Source organism: Metapseudomonas resinovorans DSM 21078 (assembly GCF_000423545.1).
In the GTDB taxonomy this organism is placed as follows: Bacteria; Pseudomonadota; Gammaproteobacteria; order Pseudomonadales; family Pseudomonadaceae; genus Metapseudomonas; species Metapseudomonas resinovorans.
This window is the reverse complement of the sequence record NZ_KE384030.1, coordinates 330,320-351,563: the sequence shown is the minus strand read 5'-3', so window position 1 is coordinate 351,563 and position 21,244 is coordinate 330,320. Positions and strand designations below refer to the sequence as shown.

Below are 21,244 nucleotides of genomic sequence, written 5' to 3'. Positions count from 1 at the left end.
CCGTAGGTTGGTGCAGAGCGAAGCGAAGCCCAACATGCCCATGCCTCGCCCCTGCATGTTGAGCTGCGCACCACTCAGGTCATAGCGTGGGCTGAATGATGGGTATCGCTTCGCTCCACGCCATCCTACGGGCTCGGAAGGCGTATTTAAGCGGCCCGGTATGGCGGGGCTGTCGCGTTACTGGATCGAAACCTGCGCCCCCATGTATTTCTTCAGTGAGGTCTGCTCCACCGGCTGGTCGCCGGAGGCGTGCCAGAGTTGGCGTTCCACTCCCTGGGCGATGAGGTGGGCCACGGCCGATTCGATGGCCGAGAGCACGCAGAGCTGCGCCGGTTCGTTGGTGGTGTAGCCGGCCTCGGCTTCCAGCAGTTCCTTGAACTCGATGAACTTGAACACGCTGGCGCTCTGCCCCACCGAGTAGATGGTCTTGGTGGTCATCACGTTGGCCAGCACCATGCCGCTGCGCACGTCGACCGCGCGCAGGTTCACCGAGACCTGGTCGACCCGGTACTCGTGGGAGGCGCCGATGCCGAGGTAGCGAGCCCCCTCGCCGCCGCTGCGCACGTTGGTGTCGTAGGCGATGATGCCGCCTTCCAGCAGCAGGTTTGCGGCCTGTAGCGGCGGCAGTTGGGTCTGGATGTTCGCCGGGGTGTTGGGCTTGTTCTGCGAAGCGCGGATGATCTTGCGTTCGGTCAGCACGTTCTGCAGGCCTTCACGCTCCAGCACCATGAACCAGCCGCTGGCCTGCAGCGCATCCACCAGCATGCTGCCGGCGCCCTGGGTGACGCTGGTGGAGAAGGAGCTGGCCGGGGTCGGTTTGTACTGGCCGGTCTGATCGCGGAAACCGTACACCGCCGCCACCAGTCGCCCCTTCGGCCGGGGCAGGTTGAGCAGGTCGTAATAGGTCGAGGCGCGCGGGGTCAGGGTCGGGGTCTGGCCTTCGGTGTCAGCCGACATCGGCTGGCGCAGCCCGCAGCCTTGCAGGGTGGCGAGCAACAGTACCAGCAGCATCACTCTGTTCATGGTCGTGGCTTCCTGTCGATGCCTGGATTACGGGAGCAGGCCGTTGACGACGACTTCCGAGACCTCGCCGGTGGCGCGATCAGTGATTTCGATGGTCAGCTGACCACCGTCGTCGATCATGTTGATGATGAAGGACTCGGTGGTGAGGCTGCCGGTATTGCCCTCCTCGATGTTGGTCAGCAGTTGCGACAGCAGGCGCGATTCCAGGGTGCTGGTGAATCGCTCCAGGGCACTCTGTCGGCTGGCCGTGGAACGGGCATCCGGGTCGTCGTGATCGTTCTGCGCCTGGGCGTTGTTCAGCAGCCAGGTGCCGTTCAGCGGGTTACCACCGAACGAGGGGTTGACCGGGGTGTACACCAACTCGGTGGCCTGGACCGAACCGACCAGGCCGAACCCGAGCAGCCACAGGGAAAGTCTGTTCTTGTTCATAGCTCGTCCTTCTCCATGTCGTGTGTGTCTTGCAGGAGGCGCTGCAGCTTCTGCTGGGCGATGGCCTCCAGCACCAGGTCCGCCGCTGCGTAGGCAGCAGGTTTCAGTTCAGCGGTGTTCGGCGGGAGAAACTGGCGGTAGAGCACGCGCTGTTCGTACTCCACCCAGATCAGGCTGCCCCAGCGGGCATCGGGGCGTTCACGCACCACCAGGTTGAAGTCCAGCTTGCTGGTGTCACGCAGGCGCTCGCTGAAGGAGCGGTAGAAGTCGTGCCCGATGTGGGAAATCGTGTAGTCGACGATGAAGCCCATGAACTCATCGTCGTCCGCACGCGCCGTGCCCAGTGCGCAGCAGAAGATGAGGACGGCGAGCAGCGGCGTGCGCTTCATGGCGTCGCCCTCGCCGGGGTGCCTTCCATGAAGGCTTTCTCGGCGACGAAGCGCCAGTCGGCGTAGCGGGTCATGCCCTCGAACTCCACCCATTGCGCAGGGAAGTGCGCCAGCTTCATCGGCCGTTGCCGGGACTGGCTGTAGACGCCGGCGATGCGCCCGTCGAAGGAGCGGATCAGCCCCCAGTCGGTGTTGCCGGTGAGCGGGTCGGCATAGAGCCGGCGCAGGTGCCGCACGGTCTGCGGAAAACGGTTGTCTTCCAGCAGGTCGTCCAGGGCGGCGGGGTACTGGGCCACCCCCGGCGAGGCCCGGTAGTAGCTGCGCAGGGCCTGGGCGTACTGGCTGCCGACCCAGAGCAGGTCGCGCTCGCGGGCACGCTGGCTGGCGGTGGACCAGAGCTGCCCCGCGCCGGCCAGGCCCATCCCCATCAGCATGATGAGGAAGAGCACGCCGAGGTAGGTGAAACCCTGCTCACCAGTCCGCATAGAGGCTCCCGTCCCGCGCCCGGCCAGGGGCGCCGCTCTTCACGTCGTAGACGCTGCCCGGCGCGCCCTCCGGGGGCGGCAGTACCACCCACAGATCGCTGCGCTCGGTCATCGGGTCCAGCGGCAGGGCGCGCAGGTAGCGCTGGGCAACCAGTTCCTCTATCGATTCAGGATAGCGCCCGGTGTCGCCGTAGAACTGGTCCAGGGACTCGCGCATCACCGCCAGGCTCTGGCGCAGGGTGGTTTCCTTGGAGTTCTCCAGGCTGGAGAAGTAGCGCGGCACGGCGATGGTCATCAGGGTGGCGATGATGGCCATGACCACCAGCAGTTCGATGAGGGTGAAGCCCTTCTGCCGTGTCATCGTCACCACTCCCGGTAAGGCGTGCCGTTGAGGCCGCGGCCATCGGCCTGGGAGTAGACGTCGAACACCTCCGTGCCGGGGCGCGGGTCGTCCGCCGGGCTCGAATAGGCGCGCAGGCCCCAGTTTTCCTCGGGTTCCAGGCGGGCGTCGGCGAAGGGATCGCGGGGAATCCGCCGCAGGAAGTAGATGCGCTCGCCCTTGATGCTGCGCAGGTCGCGCACGCCGTCCACCAGCACCTGCAGCGACGGCGGATAGCCGGAGCTGGAGGCGGACTTCTCGATATGCCCGGCATCGGCCGCCAGCTTGTAGGCGTCTATGGCGTCGCGGATCTCGTAGAGGGCGATCTTGAGGTCCTGTTCCTTGCCCCGACGGATCACGGTCTCGGCCAGCGGGGCGGCCATGCTGGCGAGCAAGCCGAGAATGGCCATGGCGATCACCAGTTCGATCAGTGAAAAGGCGGCTTGGCGTTGCATGGCTCAGGGCCTCCCACTCACAGGGGCGGGGCTGACCACCACCGCCGGAGCATCGGGCAGATCCACACCCAGCGCCTCCACCGGCCCGCGCACCGTCGGCACGCGCATGCTGCTTTCGGTGCCGGACGGGAACTCCATGTCGTAGGGGCTCTGGTACGGCAGGTTGCGCACGATGCGCGGGGTGATCGACAGCACCAGTTCCGACTTGGCGACCTTGTCATTGTTGCTGCCGAACAGGCGGCCAAGGCCGGGGATGTCGCCGAGGCCGGGAATCTTGTTGCCGCTGTTGGCCTGGTCGTTGCGCACCAGGCCCGCCAGCACCTGGGTCTCGCCATCGCGCAGGCGCAGGGTGGTCTGCGCGTTGCGGGTGTCCACCTGGACCGGAATGGTGCCCGCCTGGGTCGGCGCCAGCGGCGTGGCGTTGCTCACCTCCAGGGCGATCTTGATGGCCACCTCGTTGTTCAGGTGCACCGTCGGCTGCACCTCAAGCTTCAGGCCGACGTCGAGGTAGGTGATGCTTTCGGTGATCACCGGGCCCTGGGTGGACGGCACCGAGGTGGCGCTGACGATGGGAACCCGCTGGCCGATATGGACGCGCGCCTGCTCGCGGTTGCTGACGCGGATCACCGGGCTGGCCAGGGTGTTCACGTCGTTGTCCTGGGCGTTGATTTTCAGCTGCGGCGAGGGGTTGATACTGATGCGACCCGAGTCGATGCCCTTGAGCTGGTCGAGGATGGTCACCGGCGAGCCATCGTCGTTGATCACACCGAAGGTGTTGGGCCATTGCAGGCCGAGGTCGAGGATGCGCTGGCGGGACACTTCCATCACCTCCACCTCCAGCACCACCTCGGGGTTGGACTGGTCCTGGGCCAGGAACAGCTTCTCGGCCATGCGCACGGCGTCGGGGGTATCGCGCATGGTCAGGGTGTTGAGGCGTTCGTCGATGAACACATCGCGGGTTTTCAGCAGGGTCTTGACCAGGTTCATCGCCGTCGCCGCGTCGGTGTTGGTCAGGTAGAAGGTGCGCATCACCAGGTCCTGGTAATCCTTCAGTTTCTGCGGCGAGTCGGGGTAGATGACGATGGTGTTGTCGTTCACCACCCGCTGGTGCAGCTGGTTCTGTTGCAGCAGCAGTTCCACCGCATCCTCGATCGGCACCTCACGGACGAAGATGGTGGCCTTCAGTTGCGGGGGCACATCCTTGTCGAAGATGAAGTTCAGCCCCGAGGTCTGCGCCAGCACTTCGAAGATCACCTTCAGGTTGGCGTCGCGGAACTCCAGGGTCACCGGCCGATCGAGGCGCGAACGCAGTTGTGGATAAGGCGCGGAGGAGCGGGCCTGGACGACTTCGATGCTGCGTTGCAGTTCGCGCGCGCCTTCATGTTCCGGGTCCAGGGCGAAGATGCCGCGCACCTGGCGCGAGGCCCCGACCACGTCGCCCCGGCGCAGGGCGGTCTGGCCCTGGCGCAGCATGTCCTGGATGTTGCGCTGCTGCTGGATCAGGTGCAGGCCGTCCAGCGCCCGCTGATTGTGTTGCTCGATACGCAGGACCCGCTCGTAGTTCAGGCTCGCGGTGGCGTAATCACGTTGGCTGCGAGCCAGGTCACCATTGCTGAGCAGCGCCTTCACGGCGCGCTCGCGCTGGGTGGTCAGCGCCATTTGTGCGCCGACATCGCGAGGCGACTCGCGGGCGACCTTCTCCAGCCTGGCCAGGCCTTCCTCGAACTGGCCGGAGTCGATCAGGTCAAGGCCTTCGCGCTGGGCCAGGTTGGTGGCGCAGCCGGCCAGCAGCACCAGGGCGAAACAGCAGGTCAGGCAGTTCATAGCGCGCCCCCTACCACCAGGGTCTGGGCGACGTCGAGGGGCAGATAGACCAGGGTCATGCGCTCGGCGTCGATGCGCTGGACCTTGTAGGTCTTGTCGATCAGGTCGCCCTCGCTCACCACCAGCACCTGCTCGCCGTGCAGCAGGAAGACCTGCAGATGCTGGCGGTCATCCATCTTGCCGATGAACGTGAAGGGCAGCGGCGGTGCCGTAGGTTTTGCCGGCGGGGGCGGCGGCGCGGCGGCCATGATGGGGGCCGGCGGTGGTGCCACATACCAGCTCTGCGAGGCGAACAGGTCAGCCGCCGGTACCGCCACTGGAGCCGCCACCTCCGGCCGCGCCACGGCGGCGGGCGCGGCCTCCCGCGGGGCTAGTGCCGGACTCGTGCTGCGCGGCATGGCCTGTGGTTCGGCCTGCTCACTGAAGAATTCGGGGACCACCGCCAGCGCGGCAGCTGAGCCGAGGAATGCCAACCAGAACAGACGGCGTGCCATGGTCACCTCGCCAGATACAGGGTCATGCGGATACGCCCCTCGAGTTCCGAGTCGGCAATCTGCTTGCGTTGCAGGTCCACCTCTTCCAGCGCCAGGGCCGGCAGTTGTGCCTGCAGGCCATGGAGGAAACGGCGCAACTGCGGATAGCTGCCACGTACCGGCAGCAGCACCTGGTAGCGCGCCAGGCGGGTCTTGGGGTCGAGTCCGAGGGCGTACTCGCCACGCGCCAGGGCAATGCCCTCGTCCTGGGCCAGTGCGTAGATGCGATCGATGGCGCCGGTGGCGTCCAGCTGTGCCGGCAGGTTGCGGCGCAGCTCTTCCAGTTGTGCCGCCGACGCACCACTGGCCAGCGTGCCGGGCCGTACGGCGGTGGCGGCAGCGGCCAGCTGGGCGCGGTCTGCAGCGAGCTGGCGGTCCATGTTCGCCAGGGCCTGGCGCGCCGGCAGCAGGCCCAGCACGGCGTACCCCAGGGCCAGTGCCAGCAGCGCGGCGCCGGCCAGGCCCGGCCAGCCGAGGCGGCGGGTCTGCTCGATGAGGATCAGCCTAGGGACGTGCATCCTTCACCCCCCAGTTGGCCAGCAGGTTGAAACGAATCGGCCGCTCGGCCTGCTCGGTGACCATCTCGTGGTTGAGCAACGAGACATCGCTCAGGGCGTCGCTGGCTTCCAGCTCCCGGTGGAAGGCCAGCATCGCGGCCAGGTCACGCGCCTCGGCGGCGATCCGCAACTGGCCCTTGCGGGCGTCCGGGGCCAGCGACAGCAAGGCGATATCCTGGCGCGGCTGGGCTTCGAGCATGGCGAACAGGCCGTCCCAGGGCAGGTTCATCTGCGTGGTGATGCGGCGCATCTCCGCCACGCTGGCGGCGCGGGCCTTCTCCTCGGCAGCGGACAACGGCGCCTGGCGCAGCCCGCGTTTCTGCAGTTGCTGCTCGACGCGCTGCAACTCGGCGCTGCGAACGTCGGCTTCGTCGCTGGTGCGCAGGTGAGCACCGAGCATCAGCACCGCCATCAGCATTCCGCCGCCCAGGAGAATCCACCCGGGTACGCTGGAAACGGGGTTGTGCTGGAAGTCGAGATCGATCGGGCGCATGTCAGTTCACCGTCATCGCCATGGCGTACAGGGGATCGCCAACCCGCCCTTGCGGCAGTTCGGCATCCAGGCGGGCGACGCCGTCGGCGATCTGGCCGGCGCATCCCGGGGCGTGCAGGAAGACAGTGGCCGGAGCGTCCTGCTCAAGGCCCTGGAGTTCGCCCTCGCGGGCAATCAGGTCGTTCAGCGCGCAATCGCTGTCGTCCAGCGCCACCGAGCGCACGGAATTCCAGCAGCCGCCACGGGCCAGCAGCAGACTGGCGCGGCCGGGCTCGGCGACCAGGAAGAGGAAGTCATCCCGCGTCAGGGCGGTGCGGAAACGGTTGAACGCGGCCATCAGGTAGGGCTGCACCGAGGCGAGCTGCAGGCCGCTGGCCTTGGCCAGGGTACGCAGCTGGGTCAGCAACTCGTCCTGCATGGCGGCTGCCAGGCGCGGCCGGCCGGCGGCTTCCGGCGACAGGCGCAGGCTCCAGCCTTCGCCGAGAGAGCCGTAGATGTCTTCGAAGCACAGGCGCGCGTAGCCGGCCAGTTCGTCGAGGCTGTTGATGGCCTCGCTCCAGGGCACCAGGCAGAAACGTGTGTAGTGGCTGGACAGCACCACCCGCAGTACCGCCCGCCCCGGCTTGCGCTTGGCCAGCAGGCTCTCCAGCGCCACCAGGGCAGCCGGCCAGGCCAGGCCGCCGACGCTGTCGAAGTCGGCACTGCCGAGCCACTGGCGGTCACGGCTGCGGTACAGGCCCACACAGCGGGGGCCGAGCACGGCGACATAGGTCTCACGCGACAAAGGTGACACGGTTGATCTCCTCCAGCGTGGTGCGGCCTTCGCGGACCAGGTCCAGGGCCGAGGTGCGCAGCAGGCGCAGGCCGCGCTTGACCGCCAGGTCCTTGATGCGGCTGATGGGCTGGCGCTCGATGATCAGTTGGCGCAGGTCGTCGTCCAGGCGCAGCAACTCGGCGATGGCGGTCCGCCCGCGATAGCCGGTGCCCCGGCAGCGGCCACAACCCGGACTGGTCACGAAGTGGTACTGGTGGGCGCTGGCCGGGTCGATGCCCGATGCCAGCAGCTCCTCGTCGGACGGCTGCACGGCCTCGGCGCAACTCGGGCAGGCCAGGCGGATCAGGCGCTGGGCCAGCACGGCGTTGAGCGCCGAGACGAAGCTGTAGGGGTCCACTTCCATCTGGGCGAAGCGGCCGATCACGTCGAACACGTTGTTGGCGTGGATGGTGGTGAACACCAGGTGACCGGTGAGGGCCGACTGCACGGCGATCTGCGCAGTGTCGGGGTCGCGGATTTCGCCGACCATGATCTTGTCCGGGTCGTGGCGCAGGATGGAGCGCAGGCCACGGGCGAAGGTCAGGCCCTTTTTCTCGTTCACCGGAATCTGCAGCACGCCGGGGAGCTGGTACTCCACCGGGTCTTCGATGGTGATGATCTTGTCCACGCCGTGGTTGATCTCGGTGATCATCGCGTACAGCGTGGTGGTCTTGCCGCTGCCGGTGGGGCCGGTGACCAGCACCATGCCGTAGGGTTCGGCAGCCAGCCGGCGCAGGCTGCGCAGGGTGCCTTCCTCGAAGCCCAGGGCTTCCAGGCGCACGCCGTTGACCTGGTCGGCCAGGTCTTGCTTGTCCAGCACCCGCAGCACGGCGTCCTCACCGAAGATGCTCGGCATGATGGACACGCGAAAATCGATCTGCCGGCCATTGATGCCGATCTTGAAGCGGCCGTCCTGGGGCACGCGCTTCTCGCCGATATCCAGCTCGGCCATCACCTTCACCCGCGAGATCACCTGCTCGGCCAGCTCCACACCCGGCACCCGGCTGGAGCCGCCGAGCACGCCGTCGATGCGGTATTTGATGGTCAGGCCATTGCCGGTCATGCCCAGGTGGATATCGCTGGCGTGCAGCTTGAGGGCGTCGTAGAGGGTGGAGTTGACCAGCTTGACCACCACGCTGGAGTCTTCGCTGATGCGTGCCAGGGACAGGGTTTCCAGGGCTTCGCTTTCCTGCACCGCGCCAGCACCGGCCTGCAGGGATTCGACGGCGTGGAAGCTCTCCTCGTGGCGTTCGAAGAAGGCCGCCAGTTCACGGGGATGCACCAGGTACAGCGGCGCGCCCTGGCGCTGCTCTTCGATCCAGGCCAGGCGAGACTCGTCGAAGGGGTCGGCGAACACGGCAAGGGTTTCGCCTTCCAGTTCCACCAGCACGAACTCGCGCTTGAGGGCGAGCGCCAGGGGAATCCGCTCGAAGCTGGGCGTCCCCCGGCTGAGGTCCTCGAAGGCCAGCACCGGGTAATGCAGGGTGTTGCCCAGGCGCCGGGCGAATGCATCGGGAGACAGGTTGGCCAACTCGTCCAGGGCATCCACCAGGCGATGCCCCAACTCGGCCGAACGCTTGCGCGCAGCGCGCATCAGTTCGGTGTCGAAGCGCTCCAGTTCCGGTGGTGCGAGAGGTTCGCTGTCCATGGTCGTGCCTCCAGGGGCCTGGCGATCCGGCATGGCCGGAATCCGCCTTCACCTGGACATACGCACGCATCGTGCCAGCCATTTTCTGTGCTGGAGATGTTTCTAAGTCGCTGATTTGCAATGGGGGTGGTTTACCCGCCACCGGGGGTTCCCCCAAAACCGGGGGAATGGCCGATGTTGGCCAGTGGCTATCCCCAGAAGTGGGGGATGGACTTTCACGGGAGCCCTGTGGGCTCCTTGGCGAATGAATTGGCTATGTCTGCGTTAGCTGTTGCGAGAGATTGACCATCGGGCGATGCAGGTGCTTGCAACACGTCATGCAGAAATAGCCATTGATATCGCCCCCACAGAAAAAGCTGGCCCAACCGCATTGCCGGCCTACAACGCCACCAGCACTTCTACCCGACTCTTCTCGCGCAGTTTCTCCAGCGCCAGCTCGCGCCCCTGGGCCATGCGTTGGCCAGTGAGGTACTGGCGCACCAGGGCCTTGGCGCGGGCCTCATCCATCGCCGGGTCGAGCTGTGGCTTCAGGCTTTCGAAGGCCGCCTGCACCTCCGACTCGGCGGGTGGGGTTGTCTCGGCCAGTGCATCGAGCACGCGGCTGGCGACCAGCTCGTGGCGCAGGTAGTCGCGGTAGCCGGCCTCGTCGAAGCCTGCCTCTTCCAAGGCACGGGAAAAGCCCTGGGTGTCGGGGAAAGCGGCCTTCATCTCGGCGAGGCTGCCCGCGATCTCCTCGTCCGACACCGTCACGCCCAGGCGGGCGGCCTCCTGCCAGAGCAGTTCCTTGTCGATCAGTTGCTGCAACGCCTCGCGCTTGAGGCGCTTGTAGGCCTGCGGGCTGCGGATGGCGCCCACCTGGCGGCCCTGGATCTTCAGGTAGTCGGCGAAATGCCGCTCCAGGCGGAAATTGCTGATATCGGTGCCGTTGACCCTCGCGGCGATGCCGGTTTCCCCGGCCAGCGCCAGGGGCGTGAGCAGGCCGATGACCAGGCCGAGCCAGGGGTTTGCTTTCATGACCTATAGCCTCGTGTCGACTTTTACGAAACGACCCAGCGGCCGAAAGCTCTGACCGTACAGGTCCACTGTGACGATATGCGCGCCAGCCAGGCCCACCCGCTGTCCGGGGCCGAACTCCAGCGCCGGGGTCAGGCCGGTGTGAAAGCCATGCAGGCCTTCCAGGGCGCTGACCAGCTTTTCGCGGCTCGCCTCTCGCCCCGCCCGTTTGAGCCCCTCGCTGAGCAAGGCGACCGCGCAGTAGGCGCCCACTTGCAGCACGGCGTGTTGGCCACCCAAACCCTGGCTGCGACGGATCGCCAGCAGCGCCGCCTCCCCCTCCGGGGTCCAGTCGGCGGGCATGAAGGGATAGGCAAGGAACAGCCGCCCGGAAAAGCGCTGTGGAATACGCAGGGCGCTACTGGCCACCTGAGCCGAAGCCGCGAACAGATAAGGCGAGAGGTCCGCCGCCTGGAGCTGGTCGGCCAGTTGCGCGAATGCCTCCGACTGGCCGAGGAAAAACACGCCCTGGGCGCCTTTGGCCGCATGGCCGAGCGGCGCATCCGTATGCGCCGCGTCATAGCCCAGCAGACGCACACGCGCCCAGCCCTGGTCCATCAGGCGCAGGGCCAGGGCCTCGGCCAAAGCCTGCTGGCGGGCGTCATCGGGATAGGCCACGACCGCCTCCGGCTGATGCAGGCCAAGATCGCTGGTGGCGTAGCCCGCCAGGGCGAACATCTGCTCGCGCAGCCCCGGCAGGGCGTTGAACACCAGGGGGTTGGAGGTAGTTTCGTCGAACAGCGCCAGCGGCCCCACCAGCGGCACGCCGGCCTTGCCGGTCAGTTCGGCGAGGTCGCCGTCCAGCGCCGGAACCAGGGGCGCCATCAGGGCGAAAACCTGGTCGTCGCCAAGCAACTGTTCAAGCGCCCGTTTCGTGCTCTGCCGGTCCATGCCGGGGTCGCGTACCACCAGCGACAGCTGCCGGCCATGGATGCCACCGGCCTCGTTGACCTGGGCCAGGGCGCCGCGCAACACCGCCTCCACGGTATGCCCCAGTTCGGCCAGGGGCCCCTGCGTGGGCAGCAGCGTGCCAAGGCGCAGTTCGGCGTCCTGCACGCCGGGGTCGTCATCGTCCTCCAGGCGCTTGAGGTAGGCAGTGAGGTTGGCCATGTCACGCAGGGACATGACGAAACGCGGCATGGCCGGATCGAGGCGGTTCCCGGCGGGGTCGCGGCCTTCACTCACCGCGCGCGCCAGGGCGCCTTCATCGTAGGGTCCGTGGCTGCGGCCGTTGGCCTGCACCTGGCCGTAGGGCCGGGAGAGGCGCCGCCAGGTGATATCCGGCGGGCGCACGCCGCCCTCCGGACGGCCGCGGCCGTCGGCGCCGTGGCAGTTGGCGCACGGCATCACCGTCGCCGGCACCAGGGTGTCGGCGGCACCGACCCGTGCACTGATCTCGCCATTGGCCGAACCCACGCCTTCCAGGTAGATGCGTCGGCCGGCCGCTTCGCCGGGGCTCAGCTCCAGCCCGGCGGCCACGGGTGCCTGTGTGAACAACGTGACCAGCAGCAGGGCTCGCCACATGACCGTGCCCTCAGCGTCCGGCCATGGGCATGGTCATCAGTTGCAGGCGCTGGGCGATGGCATTCACGGGCGCGTCGGGGCGGATCTTGCTCCAGCGCTTGTTCGGCACGTCGCCGGCGATCAGCAGGGTGGAGTGGGCTTCCGGGCTTTCCCCCAACTGGCCGAGGCGCGACAGCACCAGGTCCATGTCGGCCTTGTCGCCGGTGAGGAAGATCCAGTTGGGCGAGTCGACCCCGTGCTTGGCGGCGAAGGCCTTGAGCACCTCGGGGGTGTCGTTCTCGGCATCACTGGAGAGGGAGATGAAATAGACCTGCTTGGCCAGTTCCTCACCCATGGACTCGCGCACCTCCTTGAGCTTGCGGGTGATCAGCGGGCAGGCGTCTGTGCAGTGGGTGAAGATCACGTTGAGCATCACCAGCCGCCCCTTCAGCACGTCGCTGTAGAAGCGCACGGCCTGGCCGTTCTGGTCGCGCAGAACGGTGTCGGTGAAGTAGGCCTGGGCGTCCGTGGTGCCACCCGCGGCCAGGGGCCGGGAGGCGGGGGCGTTGGAGGGCGCGGCACCCTGCCCTTCATGGTCCTCGTGGCCTTCGTGGGCGGCGGCGCCGGTAGCAAGGCCCAGGGCCAGGACGAGCGGGATCAGGCGCTTCATGGGCGGATCTCCTGGAGCAAGGCGGTGTGGTCATGGCCGCCGTGTGCGCGGGCGGCGCGGAGTTCTTCGACCCGGGCCATGAGCACAGCGGGGTCGGTGAAGCCATAGAAGCGTGTCCACTGCTGGCTGCGACCGTCGCCGACCATGATCAGCGGCGGGTGCTCCTCGTAGTTGGCCGTCCAGGTGCCGAGCCCCTTGAGGGTTTCGCTGACGGCTTCGTTGCTGCCGGTGAGCCAGCGCCAGCCCTCACCCGCGCCGAAACGACCGGCGTACTCGTGCAGGCGTTCCGGGGTGTCGCGCAACGGGTCGATGCTCAGGGAGATCAGTTGCACCTCGGTGCCGGCGCGCTCACCCAGCTGGTTCTGCAGCTTCTGCATGATCGCCGAGATCACCGGGCAGACCGTGGTGCAGCTGGTGTAGACGAAGCCCATGACGACGATGCGGTCGCCCACCAGGTCGTCCTTCAGGCGCAGCTCGCGCCCGTCCTGGTCCAGCAGCGGGACATCGGCGAAGGTCACCTCTGCGCCCGGCTGCGCGCTGGTGTGCCCCTGATGCCCGGCATGGGGATCGGCGGCCTGGCTGGCCATGTGCGCGGCGTGTTCTTCCGGGCTATGGGAGTGCGCGGGAAGAGCGCCCAGACCCAGCCCGAGCAGGGCAATCGCGATACCTGACTTCAGAGCTTTCATGACGTGCTCCTTTACGGGTTGGTCCGCGCCTGGACCGCAACGGCGCGCAGGCTGGCGTAGGGTTGCGAGCCGAAGGGCATGCCCAGGGACGACGCCCCCACATGCAGGTAGTAGGCGCCAGCGGTCTTCAGCTCGATCGGCGCTTCGTAGATACCCTCGCCCACTTCCACGGCGGCCACTTCGCGGGGGCGCGAGGCCGGGGCCAGGAAGTAGCGCACGCGCACATCGGCGATACCGGTTCTCGGCTGGTCGCCGCTGCCCTGGAGGATGCGGAAGCGCGCTTTGGCCGGAGCGCCTGCAGCCACCCGCGGCTGGTCGATGAGGAACTCCACGCGCGGCTTGCTGCGCTGGGCGGCCAAGGCCTTGTTCGGCTGCACTTCAGTGCGGAAGCAGTGGGCGACGTTCGGCTGGTTGATGGCCACTGCCAGGTCGAACTTGCCCGGCGCCGGCAGCTTGATACGGGTGCTGAACAGACCCGGCTCCACCTCGCGCATGCTGCGATCGATCACCCGCGCGGCACGGGAGGTGTGGCCACGGTTGAGGTAGCCGGTCATGGGGGCGTTCATGCCTTCCATGTAGAAGTAGGTGGTGTTGTCCACCGGGTTGACCACGAACACCGCGCCTTCGTCGCGGGCCTGGCTGAGGCTGTCGGCCAGCGGCAGGTCGCCGGCCAGCTTGGGCGCGGCCGGGCCGGCGTCGAAGCCCTGGACGATCATCTGCTTGCCTTTGCCCAGGGACTCCAGGTTGATCATGGTCACCTTCGGCGACGCCAGGCCGCGCACGTAGGCGTAGTTGCGGGTGAACACCAGTTGGTAGGGCTCGGCGGTAACCTCGGCGCGCTGGACGATTTCGTCACTGCCGGCATCCAGCACCAGCACCTGGTCGTCGAGGCTGTTCAGGGCCAGGCCGAAGCGGCCGTCCTGGGTGAAGCGCAGCGGCCCCAGCCCATGGCCGGCGTCGATCACCTTGCGCACCTTGAGGCTGCGGGCGTCGATCACAGTGATGGTGCCCGCCTGGCCATCGCTGACGTAGAGCGCGCCGGAAAGCGCCGACAGCGCCAGGGACAAGGGGCTTGGGCCGGTCTCGATGTCCTTTACCCGCTTCAGGCTGGCGACATCCACCACGGTCACCCGGCCGGATTCGCGGCTGCTGACGAAGGCATGGCGCGAATCGGCGCTGAAGGCGATCTCATGATGGCCGTCGCCAGTCGCCAGGGTCGCCACGCTCTTGCGGGTCTGGGTATCGATCACCGTGACGCCGCCCTTCTCTCCGCGCTGGGCATTGTTGCCAACCCAGAGGTAGCGGCCATCGGGCTGCAGGGCCACGCGCACCGGCTCAGGACCGGCGGGCAGGCTCGCCAGTACCTTGAACTCGGCGGTGTCCACCACCGCCACTTCACCGGCACTGGGCATGGAGACGTAGAGCAGGCGGTCGTCGGTGCTGGCGGCCCAGTCCATGGGCGGTCGCTTCAGCGCAACGCGGGTGAGGGTGCTGGTGATGCCGCCTACGGAGGTCACCGGGTCGATCACGGTGAGGGCTGAATCCTTGTTCATCACCACCAGGTAGTAGCTGTTCAGGTCGACCATCGCACGGGCGCTGAGCACACCCTTGAGGTAGGTGCCGATGCGCACCTTGCACTGGTCGGCCTGACCTTCCGGCAGTGCCTGGTCGAGCCAGGCCCCCGGCACCTGTCCGGCCAGCGGCTGGCCGGTGGTGGCGTCGGTGAGGCGCAGGCGAATATCGGCGAACATCCCTTCGGTCAACACACCGTCGCTGCCCAGCGGCCGGGCCTCGAACTCGATGGCCACGCCGTCGCGCACCAGGCGCTCGGAAACGCCGACGGGCACCTCGGCAGCATGGGCCTGAACGGCCAGCAGACCGGTGAACAGCAACAGGCTGGAAGCGTTGTGCAGGGCTTTCATCTGGCGTCCTTCCCCTTCGTCTGGACCTCGCCCTGATGTGGGAGCAATGCCTGTGCCAGTCGTGAAAGGTTATTGGATTCAACAGGTTGCGGCAGACGACGGGCCGGCCTGGCGAATTTTCCCCACCCGTTTCCCCTTTTTTGGGGGTGATCCGGTGGAGCCAGGAAAAAGAAAATCGCAGGCCAGACCCGGCCTGCGATGTTCAGTGTTACGGTCGGCCCCGATCGATGGGTATCGCTTCGCTCCACACCATCCTACGGATCTGCTCACCGCAGGATGGGTTGCGCCTATGCGGTCGTCCTTGCCCTCACGGCTCGTCGGTCACCCGCAGCAGTCCCCAGACCCCACCGACGTTGCCGAAGGCGGCGTAGTCCCGGTACAGGTAGTCACCCGGCACCGCGTTGGCGCCGCCCGCACTCGGGATCGACAGGCTGAAGTGCGCTGCGGGCAGCACGCTTTCCTGGGCGCCGATGTAGAGCGCCGCCGGGTTGATGCCAAAGCGCAGCGAGCCGATTCCCGCGCTCTTCAGCGGATAGCCCCAGACATCCAGCTTCTCGGACAGGAAGGGATTGAACGCCCAGACATGGCCGTCGAGCTGGAAGGTCATGCCACGACTACCCCCAGACGGCATGGTCACGTGGGTGCGGAACGGCTGGCCGGGCTTGACCTTCATGATCGGCGTCTGCGGGTCGCCCCCCACCAGTTCATTGCTGTAGGCCATGTGGGCATTGGGCACGTCCCCCCAGCCCTGGCCCTGGGCGTGGCCGAAGGGTGCATCCGGGGCCTTGGCGAAGCGGTACCACAAGGGCTCGCTCTTGTAGTTCACGGCCATGCCGGAGTTGTCCTTGGGATCGGCCGGGATGCCGAAGCCCTCGGAGGCCATGTTTTCCACCGGTCGGCCGTCGGCCCAGCGCATGTTCAGCGACTTGTGCAGCACCAGCGAGAAGTCGCGGTACGGCGTGCCGGACAGCGGGGTCACGGTGGCGGCGGAACGCATGCTGGCGTCCTCGGTCCAGGTGGCGCCCTGGGGTGCGATGCTCATGGCGCCGGCCAGGCCTTTCTGGCCTTGCTTGACCGGGTCGGCCGGCAGCAGGTTGAAGCCGCCGAATTCCACCGGGGTGGCGGTGATGTTGTCGACGCTGCGGCCGAGCTGGGTCACCGGCTTGCCTTCCCGCTCCAGGTGACCGACGTAGAACTTGTAGCTCTTCGACGGCCAGGCCCCACCTGCCGCGCTGCGCGGCGCGACGGTCTGCACCGGGTTGATGCCGACGTTGAAGCCGTCAGCCTTGGTGATGTCGTAGGCCAGCAACTGGGTGTGCAGGCCGACGTGGCTGGAGGGCCGCATCATGTTGTTGTTGAAGGTGGTGGAGCCCTGGGCGCTGTTGCGGTCGCGCTTCACCAGGCCCTGCATCACCGCATAGGTCGGCAGGTCGGGCATCACCTGCGGCAGGCGGTTTTCCAGGTTGATATTCACGCAGTCGCCAGCGGCGGCACGCAGCACCAGGGGCTCGACGGGAACGCCGGGTTTCAGCTTGCCGGTGAGCGGGTCCAGGTCAGCCTTGCGCACGTAGAGGATGGCGGTCGGGTCATGCAGCGGGCCACTCTGGCCGCCGATGGTGAACACCTCGCCGTCTTCCTCGTCCACCACCGTGGCCTGCGGGATGGTCACCGGCCGCGAGTTGAACACCAGGGTGCCGCCCTGCGGGTTCAGCGGGCCGCCGGCATGCATGCCCGCCCCGGCCGGATCGCCGATGGTCAGGCCCAGGGGGTTGTCGAGCACGTCGTTGGCCAGCACGGCGACAATCTCGTAGTTGCGCTGCACGGTGCTGCGGGTGCCGATGCCGCTCGGGTTGGGGCTGGTGCGCGGGCATACGCCATCGAACTGGGTGGTGTTGCGCGACGACACCGGGCGCGGGTTGTTGGGCAGGGCGAACAGGTCGGCGCGCGGCTGGGTGTAGTTGCGCATCACGCCCCAGATGCCGTTCCAGTAGCCCTCGATGGAGGCGTCCATGTTGTACAGGTAGTCGGCGGCTTCATAGGTGGTGTTGCCGGACATCATGGTCACCGGGGCGACGAAGCCGAACTGCTCGGAGATGCCGACCATCTGCGAGGCCTTCCAGCCGGAGTTGCCGCTGCTGCCGAAGCCGGTGCCCGAGTGCAGCCACTTCACGCCGTGCAGGGTGACGTTGTGCTCTTCCTCATGGCCGCCGGCATGCATGCGCAGCCGCACGTTATCGCCGGAGTACGCCCGCAGCAGCGGAGTGAAGGGGTCGCCCGGCAGGTCGCCGGCCACGTTGATGTGCGGCGGGAAGGCCGTGCTGGCGCCGGTGGGTCCGGTGGCCGAGCTGATGGCGCTGGGCGCCAGGTTCAGTGCCGGAATGGCCCGGTCGGTGCGGGTCTGCAGGGCATAGGCGAGGTCGCCCGCCAGGCCATCGGCCTGCATGCCCGGCTTGCCGTCCGGCGCTACCTTGTTGGGGTCGAATATCCGCAGGCCCACCGGCTCGTTGCGGTAGTTCACGACGAACATGCCAGGGTCATCCACCGAGATGGCCTGGGGGCAGGGCCGGCTCGGGCAGCCGGGAATCTGGCCACTGGCAGCCTCGTGTACCGACTCGAAGAGGTTCGGACCGGACTGGCGCACGGGTGGGTTGATGGCGTAGCGGAAGCTGTCCATGGAGGTCGGGTAGGCCCCGGCATCCGGGATGCCGTCAGGCCCGGCGCCGACATAGACCCCTGCCTCGTAGGCATGCTGGAAGTCGCTGTACTCCATGAAGAACTCACGGAAGCTGTCGTTCTTGCCGTCGCCGTCCAGGTCACCGGTGGCGATCACCGCTTGCCAGGAAGTCGGGCCGCCGTCCTGGCGGGCGCCACTGTAGAGCGGCTGGCCGGTTTCGGCGTGGTACCAGCTGGAGCCTGCCGGTTCGGTGAGCACCGTGGCGTAGAGGCCGAGTTGCTGGTGGGTGGACGGGCCGAAGTGGTCGTGGGTGAAGATATTCCCCAGGCCACGGTCGACGTTGTAGGTGTTGATCAGCGGATCGGCGAACCAGCGCTGCAGGGTCGTGCGGGCACCCAGCCAGTCGGCACGGCCGAACTGCCCGAAGTACGGGTGCTGCCGGGCCACCGGGCATTCCAGGGTGCCGTCACGGGCGTCGCCTTCGGTGCAGTGGTTGTACTCGCGGATGGCGTGGATGCGCTCGACCACACTGGCCGGCGAAAGGGTGCCGTCCTCGTAGTTCCAGCCGTTGGCCGAGCCATCGGATGAGGTCAGGTCCCACTTCGGCAGGTGGATATGCTGGCCAACGATGTCGGTGGGGGTGCGCACCTGGTAGTCGTCCAGCTCGTACACCGCCGGGATCAGGTTGGTGTGCTGGTACATGGTGCAGTCGAAGGTGTTCATGCGCATCACCAGCGGCTCCGGCGGCTGCTGCTTGTTGATCACCGGCCAGGCGTCCTCCCAGAGGGCGATGATGCGGGTCTGCGGGAAGTGGTAGCCGACCTTGTTGAACACCGCATCGAACTGGATGTTGGCGCCCTTGTAGACGCGTGGGCGGTCGGCGGTGAACGCCGAGCTACCGGTGAACGACTGGCCGTTGAGGGTGTCGCCACTGTTGTAACGGCCAACGGCGGAGGCCTGGGTCAGGCGCTTGCCGGTGTCGTCCAGGCACGGCTCGTTATAGGGAGCGCCGGCTACTGGCAGGCCACCGTTGGTGCGGAAGTCCTTCGGTTGCACAGCACCGCCTGGCAACACGGCAAAGCTCGGGTGGCTGGGTTTGGCATGGAAGGCCATGACCGATTGCTCGACGTCGGTGCCCTCTTCCGGGAGGAATACGGCCTTGGCGCGATGGACCACCTTGGAGAAGTCCAGGGCGCTGGTGACCACTTCGGCCTCGCCGCCAGCAGAGACACCATCGAGGGTATGGCGCGGCAGACCGCCGTCCCAACCGCCGGACTGGGCCGGGTCGATATTGGCCCACAGTGGATTGCCGGAATCCTTCAGGGCCTGGGCCTTGGCGGCATCCAGCATGTCGAGCGGCGGGGTCGACAGACGTTGGCCGACGGTATTCTCGATGCCGCCGATCCAGAACGGGAAGCCGGGGTTCTTCAGGGTGCCGTCGGCGTTGCGGTTGGCCTCGCTGCGGTCCACCAGGGCCACGGAGCCCACCGGTTTGAGTTCGGGTTCGTGACCGGAGTCGTCATCACCCTCTTCGTGCTCGTCGTCATCGTCGTGATCGGCGATCAGTTCGTCGCCGTACTTGGGCACCACGGCCACTTTGCCCGGCATGGGCGGCAGGGCCTTGCCCGGCAGCGGGACGACGGCGGGAATCGGCGTGCCGGCAACGATTTCGCCATCCGGCAGGGCGCGGGCGCCCTGGGCAGGCAGGCCACTGCGGAGTTCGAAGGCTTTCTTGTGGAAGCCATCGTCGCCCTCTTCGGACACCGCCAGACGGGTGCCTTCCTCGAACACATCGTGAATGCGCCACATGGCCCACATGCCCTGGGCGAAGTGCGGATAGAAGTGGCAGTGGTAGATGGCGTCGCCGGAGGTGCGGTTACGGTTGCCGGACCCGCCGTTGGCGATTTCGTAGGTGTAGCCCGAGCCCGGGCCTATGCCCTGAGCGTCGATGTAGTCGGAGTTGTCGTCATTCGGGTTGAACAGCCACTGGTGGCCATGCAGGTGGAACACGTGCTGCTCGTAGCCATTGTGGCTATTGCGGAAACGCACGGCATCGCCGATGTAGCTGTGGGCCACGTTGGACGGCTCGGAGGGGAACAGGGCCATGGTCGCCTTGACCCCGGTGGTGCCTTCCGGCGGCACCTGGCCGGGGAGGATGCTTTCCAGGCCGACGTTGGCCGGCACGTCCACCTGCATGGCGATGTCACCCACCGTCGAGGCGCTGAGGAAAAACTCTTCGTAGGCGCAGGACAGGCAGTCGTGCATGGGACCAACGCCGAGACGGTTGGCCACCACTTCGGCGCCGATACCACCGGCGCCGTAGTTGATCATGAAGGAGTCGCGGGTCGGCTCCAGCACATGGCCGAATACCGGGTCGTTCCAGTAGCCGGGAAAGGCCTGGGCGACGGCGTTCTCGTCATGGAATACCGAGGAGAAGTCGCGGAAGGGCTCCAGGCGGTTGGGCAACGCCGGGTTGCGTTTGCCGTAGCTTTCCAGCGGGTAGGTGTTCTGCGGGAAGGTGCCGTCGGGGTTGGGCCCCATGACCACGGCATCGGTGTCGCTGGAGATGATCTCGCCATTGTCCATCATGGCGATCACCGGCAGCCCGGCCTTGCCTTCCTCGCTCCAGGGATCGTCCTGCGGGTAGCGGGCTTCGTAGTCGATGATCGGCTGGCCGGCCGGAGTACGGCCGGTAGTGGCCAGGCGCATCTCTTCTTCCGTGACCACGTTGCGGTAGGTGCGCGCGCCCTTGGGCAGTACCACCACCTGGCCGAACAGACCGTTGGCGGTGTTGCCGCCCGTGCCTTCGCCGCCGAAGGTAGCGCCGTAGCTGCTGGCGGCGAAGGCGCCTTCACGCTCGGCATACAGGGTGTAGCTGCGGCTGCCGCCGGGCGGGATCAGGGTGTTCTGGTTACGGCCGGCGTTGGTGGCAATGTCACCGATGTCGTTGACCGCCTGCATACCGTTGACCTGGAAGCCGACATGGCGGTCGGCGACCTGTTCGTCCTTCTTGAACAAGGGGTCGTCCGGGTTGTTGGGGTTGGCCTGGTGGGCCAGCAGGTTCTGCAGGTTGATGGTCAGGCAATCACCGGCGGCGACGCGCAATACCAGCGGACGCGGGCGCTTGTCCGGACGCAGCGCCACTTCGCCAGGCACTGCCGAGCCCCCCTGGGTGAGCGGCGTTTCATTCTTGTCCACCACATCGCGGCGCAGGGCGAACATCATGCCGTTGACGTTCTGCGCGCCGAGGCGATTGAACATCAGCGGCTGATCGAGGGCCACGACGTTGGCCACGATATTGCGCTCGCAGCGGATCGCCGCCGCGGCGTCTTCGCCGCCAAAGGTGGCGCCCAGCAACAGCAGAACGCCGCCCAGATATAGAAATGCCCCCTGGGCACCAAAGCGGAGGGGAGTTGCACTGCTCGAAGGGTTAGTCCGGTTCATCTTGGCTGACCTCGGTATCAGGTGCATGGATGCCAAATAGAGGGCAGGACGGTTCCAGCAATGCCTGTGCCATCACAGTAAATGCATATAATTCAATTACTTATGATGCTAAACCAAGAAATGGCCAGCATTTCCCCCACCCGATTCCCACCCAATTCCCCGGTTTTTTGGGGGCGGTAAGCGAGCGGGGAACGCCGAACCCTGTAGGAGAGAATTCATGTGCGAAGGGCCGCGTAACGGGCGTATGGGGTGGTCGGCGATTG

Annotated in this window: 18 protein-coding genes; all 18 read right to left on the bottom strand. The window is 66.9% G+C overall.

Annotated features, from left to right (window positions below; all coding sequences use genetic code 11):
• Positions 1–177: 177 nt before the first annotated feature.
• Positions 178–1,023: a CsgG/HfaB family protein gene (locus G559_RS0125025; RefSeq protein ID WP_028630851.1), complete on the bottom strand. Its 846-nt coding sequence runs from the start codon at positions 1,021–1,023 to the stop codon at positions 178–180.
• A gap of 27 nt (positions 1,024–1,050) precedes the next feature.
• On the bottom strand, positions 1,051–1,452 hold the full coding sequence (locus G559_RS0125020) for a curli assembly protein CsgF (protein WP_028630850.1): 402 nt from the start codon (positions 1,450–1,452) through the stop codon (positions 1,051–1,053).
• Positions 1,449–1,841 carry a curli production assembly/transport protein CsgE gene (csgE, locus tag G559_RS0125015; RefSeq protein ID WP_028630849.1) on the bottom strand — a complete coding sequence of 131 codons (393 nt, stop codon included), beginning with the start codon at positions 1,839–1,841 and terminating at the stop codon, positions 1,449–1,451. Before csgE ends, G559_RS0125020 begins: the two co-directional genes overlap by 4 nt.
• On the bottom strand, positions 1,838–2,326 hold the full coding sequence (locus G559_RS0125010; RefSeq protein ID WP_028630848.1) for a type II secretion system protein: 489 nt from the start codon (positions 2,324–2,326) through the stop codon (positions 1,838–1,840). Before G559_RS0125010 ends, csgE begins: the two co-directional genes overlap by 4 nt.
• Positions 2,313–2,687: a type II secretion system protein gene (locus tag G559_RS0125005; protein WP_028630847.1), complete on the bottom strand. Its 375-nt coding sequence runs from the start codon at positions 2,685–2,687 to the stop codon at positions 2,313–2,315. Before G559_RS0125005 ends, G559_RS0125010 begins: the two co-directional genes overlap by 14 nt.
• A gap of 2 nt (positions 2,688–2,689) precedes the next feature.
• Positions 2,690–3,160 (bottom strand): type II secretion system protein, encoded by a 471-nt coding sequence (locus G559_RS0125000; RefSeq protein ID WP_028630846.1) that lies wholly within the window; start codon positions 3,158–3,160, stop codon positions 2,690–2,692.
• Positions 3,161–3,163: 3 nt separating this feature from the next.
• Positions 3,164–4,984, bottom strand: a complete 1,821-nt coding sequence (locus G559_RS0124995) for a secretin N-terminal domain-containing protein (protein ID WP_028630845.1) — start codon at positions 4,982–4,984, stop codon at positions 3,164–3,166.
• Positions 4,981–5,478 carry a hypothetical protein gene (locus G559_RS0124990; protein WP_028630844.1) on the bottom strand — a complete coding sequence of 166 codons (498 nt, stop codon included), beginning with the start codon at positions 5,476–5,478 and terminating at the stop codon, positions 4,981–4,983. The genes G559_RS0124995 and G559_RS0124990 overlap by 4 nt, the downstream gene beginning before the upstream one ends.
• Before the next feature lie 2 nt (positions 5,479–5,480).
• On the bottom strand, positions 5,481–6,035 hold the full coding sequence (locus G559_RS0124985) for a GspMb/PilO family protein (RefSeq protein ID WP_028630843.1): 555 nt from the start codon (positions 6,033–6,035) through the stop codon (positions 5,481–5,483).
• Positions 6,022–6,567, bottom strand: a complete 546-nt coding sequence (locus tag G559_RS0124980; protein WP_028630842.1) for a pilus assembly protein — start codon at positions 6,565–6,567, stop codon at positions 6,022–6,024. Before G559_RS0124980 ends, G559_RS0124985 begins: the two co-directional genes overlap by 14 nt.
• Position 6,568: 1 nt before the next feature.
• Positions 6,569–7,360, bottom strand: coding sequence for a hypothetical protein (locus G559_RS0124975; RefSeq protein WP_028630841.1), 792 nt, complete (start codon positions 7,358–7,360; stop codon positions 6,569–6,571).
• The gene (locus G559_RS0124970; RefSeq protein WP_028630840.1) at positions 7,341–9,029 is read right to left on the bottom strand and encodes a GspE/PulE family protein; all 1,689 of its coding nucleotides are present in this window, start codon (positions 9,027–9,029) and stop codon (positions 7,341–7,343) included. Before G559_RS0124970 ends, G559_RS0124975 begins: the two co-directional genes overlap by 20 nt.
• Positions 9,030–9,407: 378 nt before the next feature.
• Entirely contained in the window at positions 9,408–10,043 is a 636-nt protein-coding gene (locus G559_RS0124965; RefSeq protein ID WP_028630839.1) for a SurA N-terminal domain-containing protein, read from the bottom strand.
• Positions 10,044–10,046: 3 nt separating this feature from the next.
• A complete protein-coding gene (locus G559_RS0124960) occupies positions 10,047–11,606 on the bottom strand; it encodes a cytochrome c/ABC transporter substrate-binding protein (protein ID WP_028630838.1) in 1,560 nt (519 codons plus the stop codon).
• Positions 11,607–11,616: 10 nt separating this feature from the next.
• Entirely contained in the window at positions 11,617–12,255 is a 639-nt protein-coding gene (locus G559_RS0124955) for an SCO family protein (protein ID WP_028630837.1), read from the bottom strand.
• On the bottom strand, positions 12,252–12,941 hold the full coding sequence (locus G559_RS0124950) for an SCO family protein (RefSeq protein ID WP_028630836.1): 690 nt from the start codon (positions 12,939–12,941) through the stop codon (positions 12,252–12,254). Before G559_RS0124950 ends, G559_RS0124955 begins: the two co-directional genes overlap by 4 nt.
• Positions 12,942–12,952: 11 nt before the next feature.
• Complete coding sequence (locus G559_RS0124945) at positions 12,953–14,863, bottom strand: YncE family protein (protein WP_028630835.1); 1,911 nt, start codon at positions 14,861–14,863, stop codon at positions 12,953–12,955.
• A 307-nt stretch (positions 14,864–15,170) separates the two neighbouring features.
• Complete coding sequence (mnxG, locus tag G559_RS0124940; RefSeq protein WP_245586539.1) at positions 15,171–20,981, bottom strand: manganese-oxidizing multicopper oxidase MnxG; 5,811 nt, start codon at positions 20,979–20,981, stop codon at positions 15,171–15,173.
• Between the last annotated feature and the right edge of the window lie 263 nt (positions 20,982–21,244).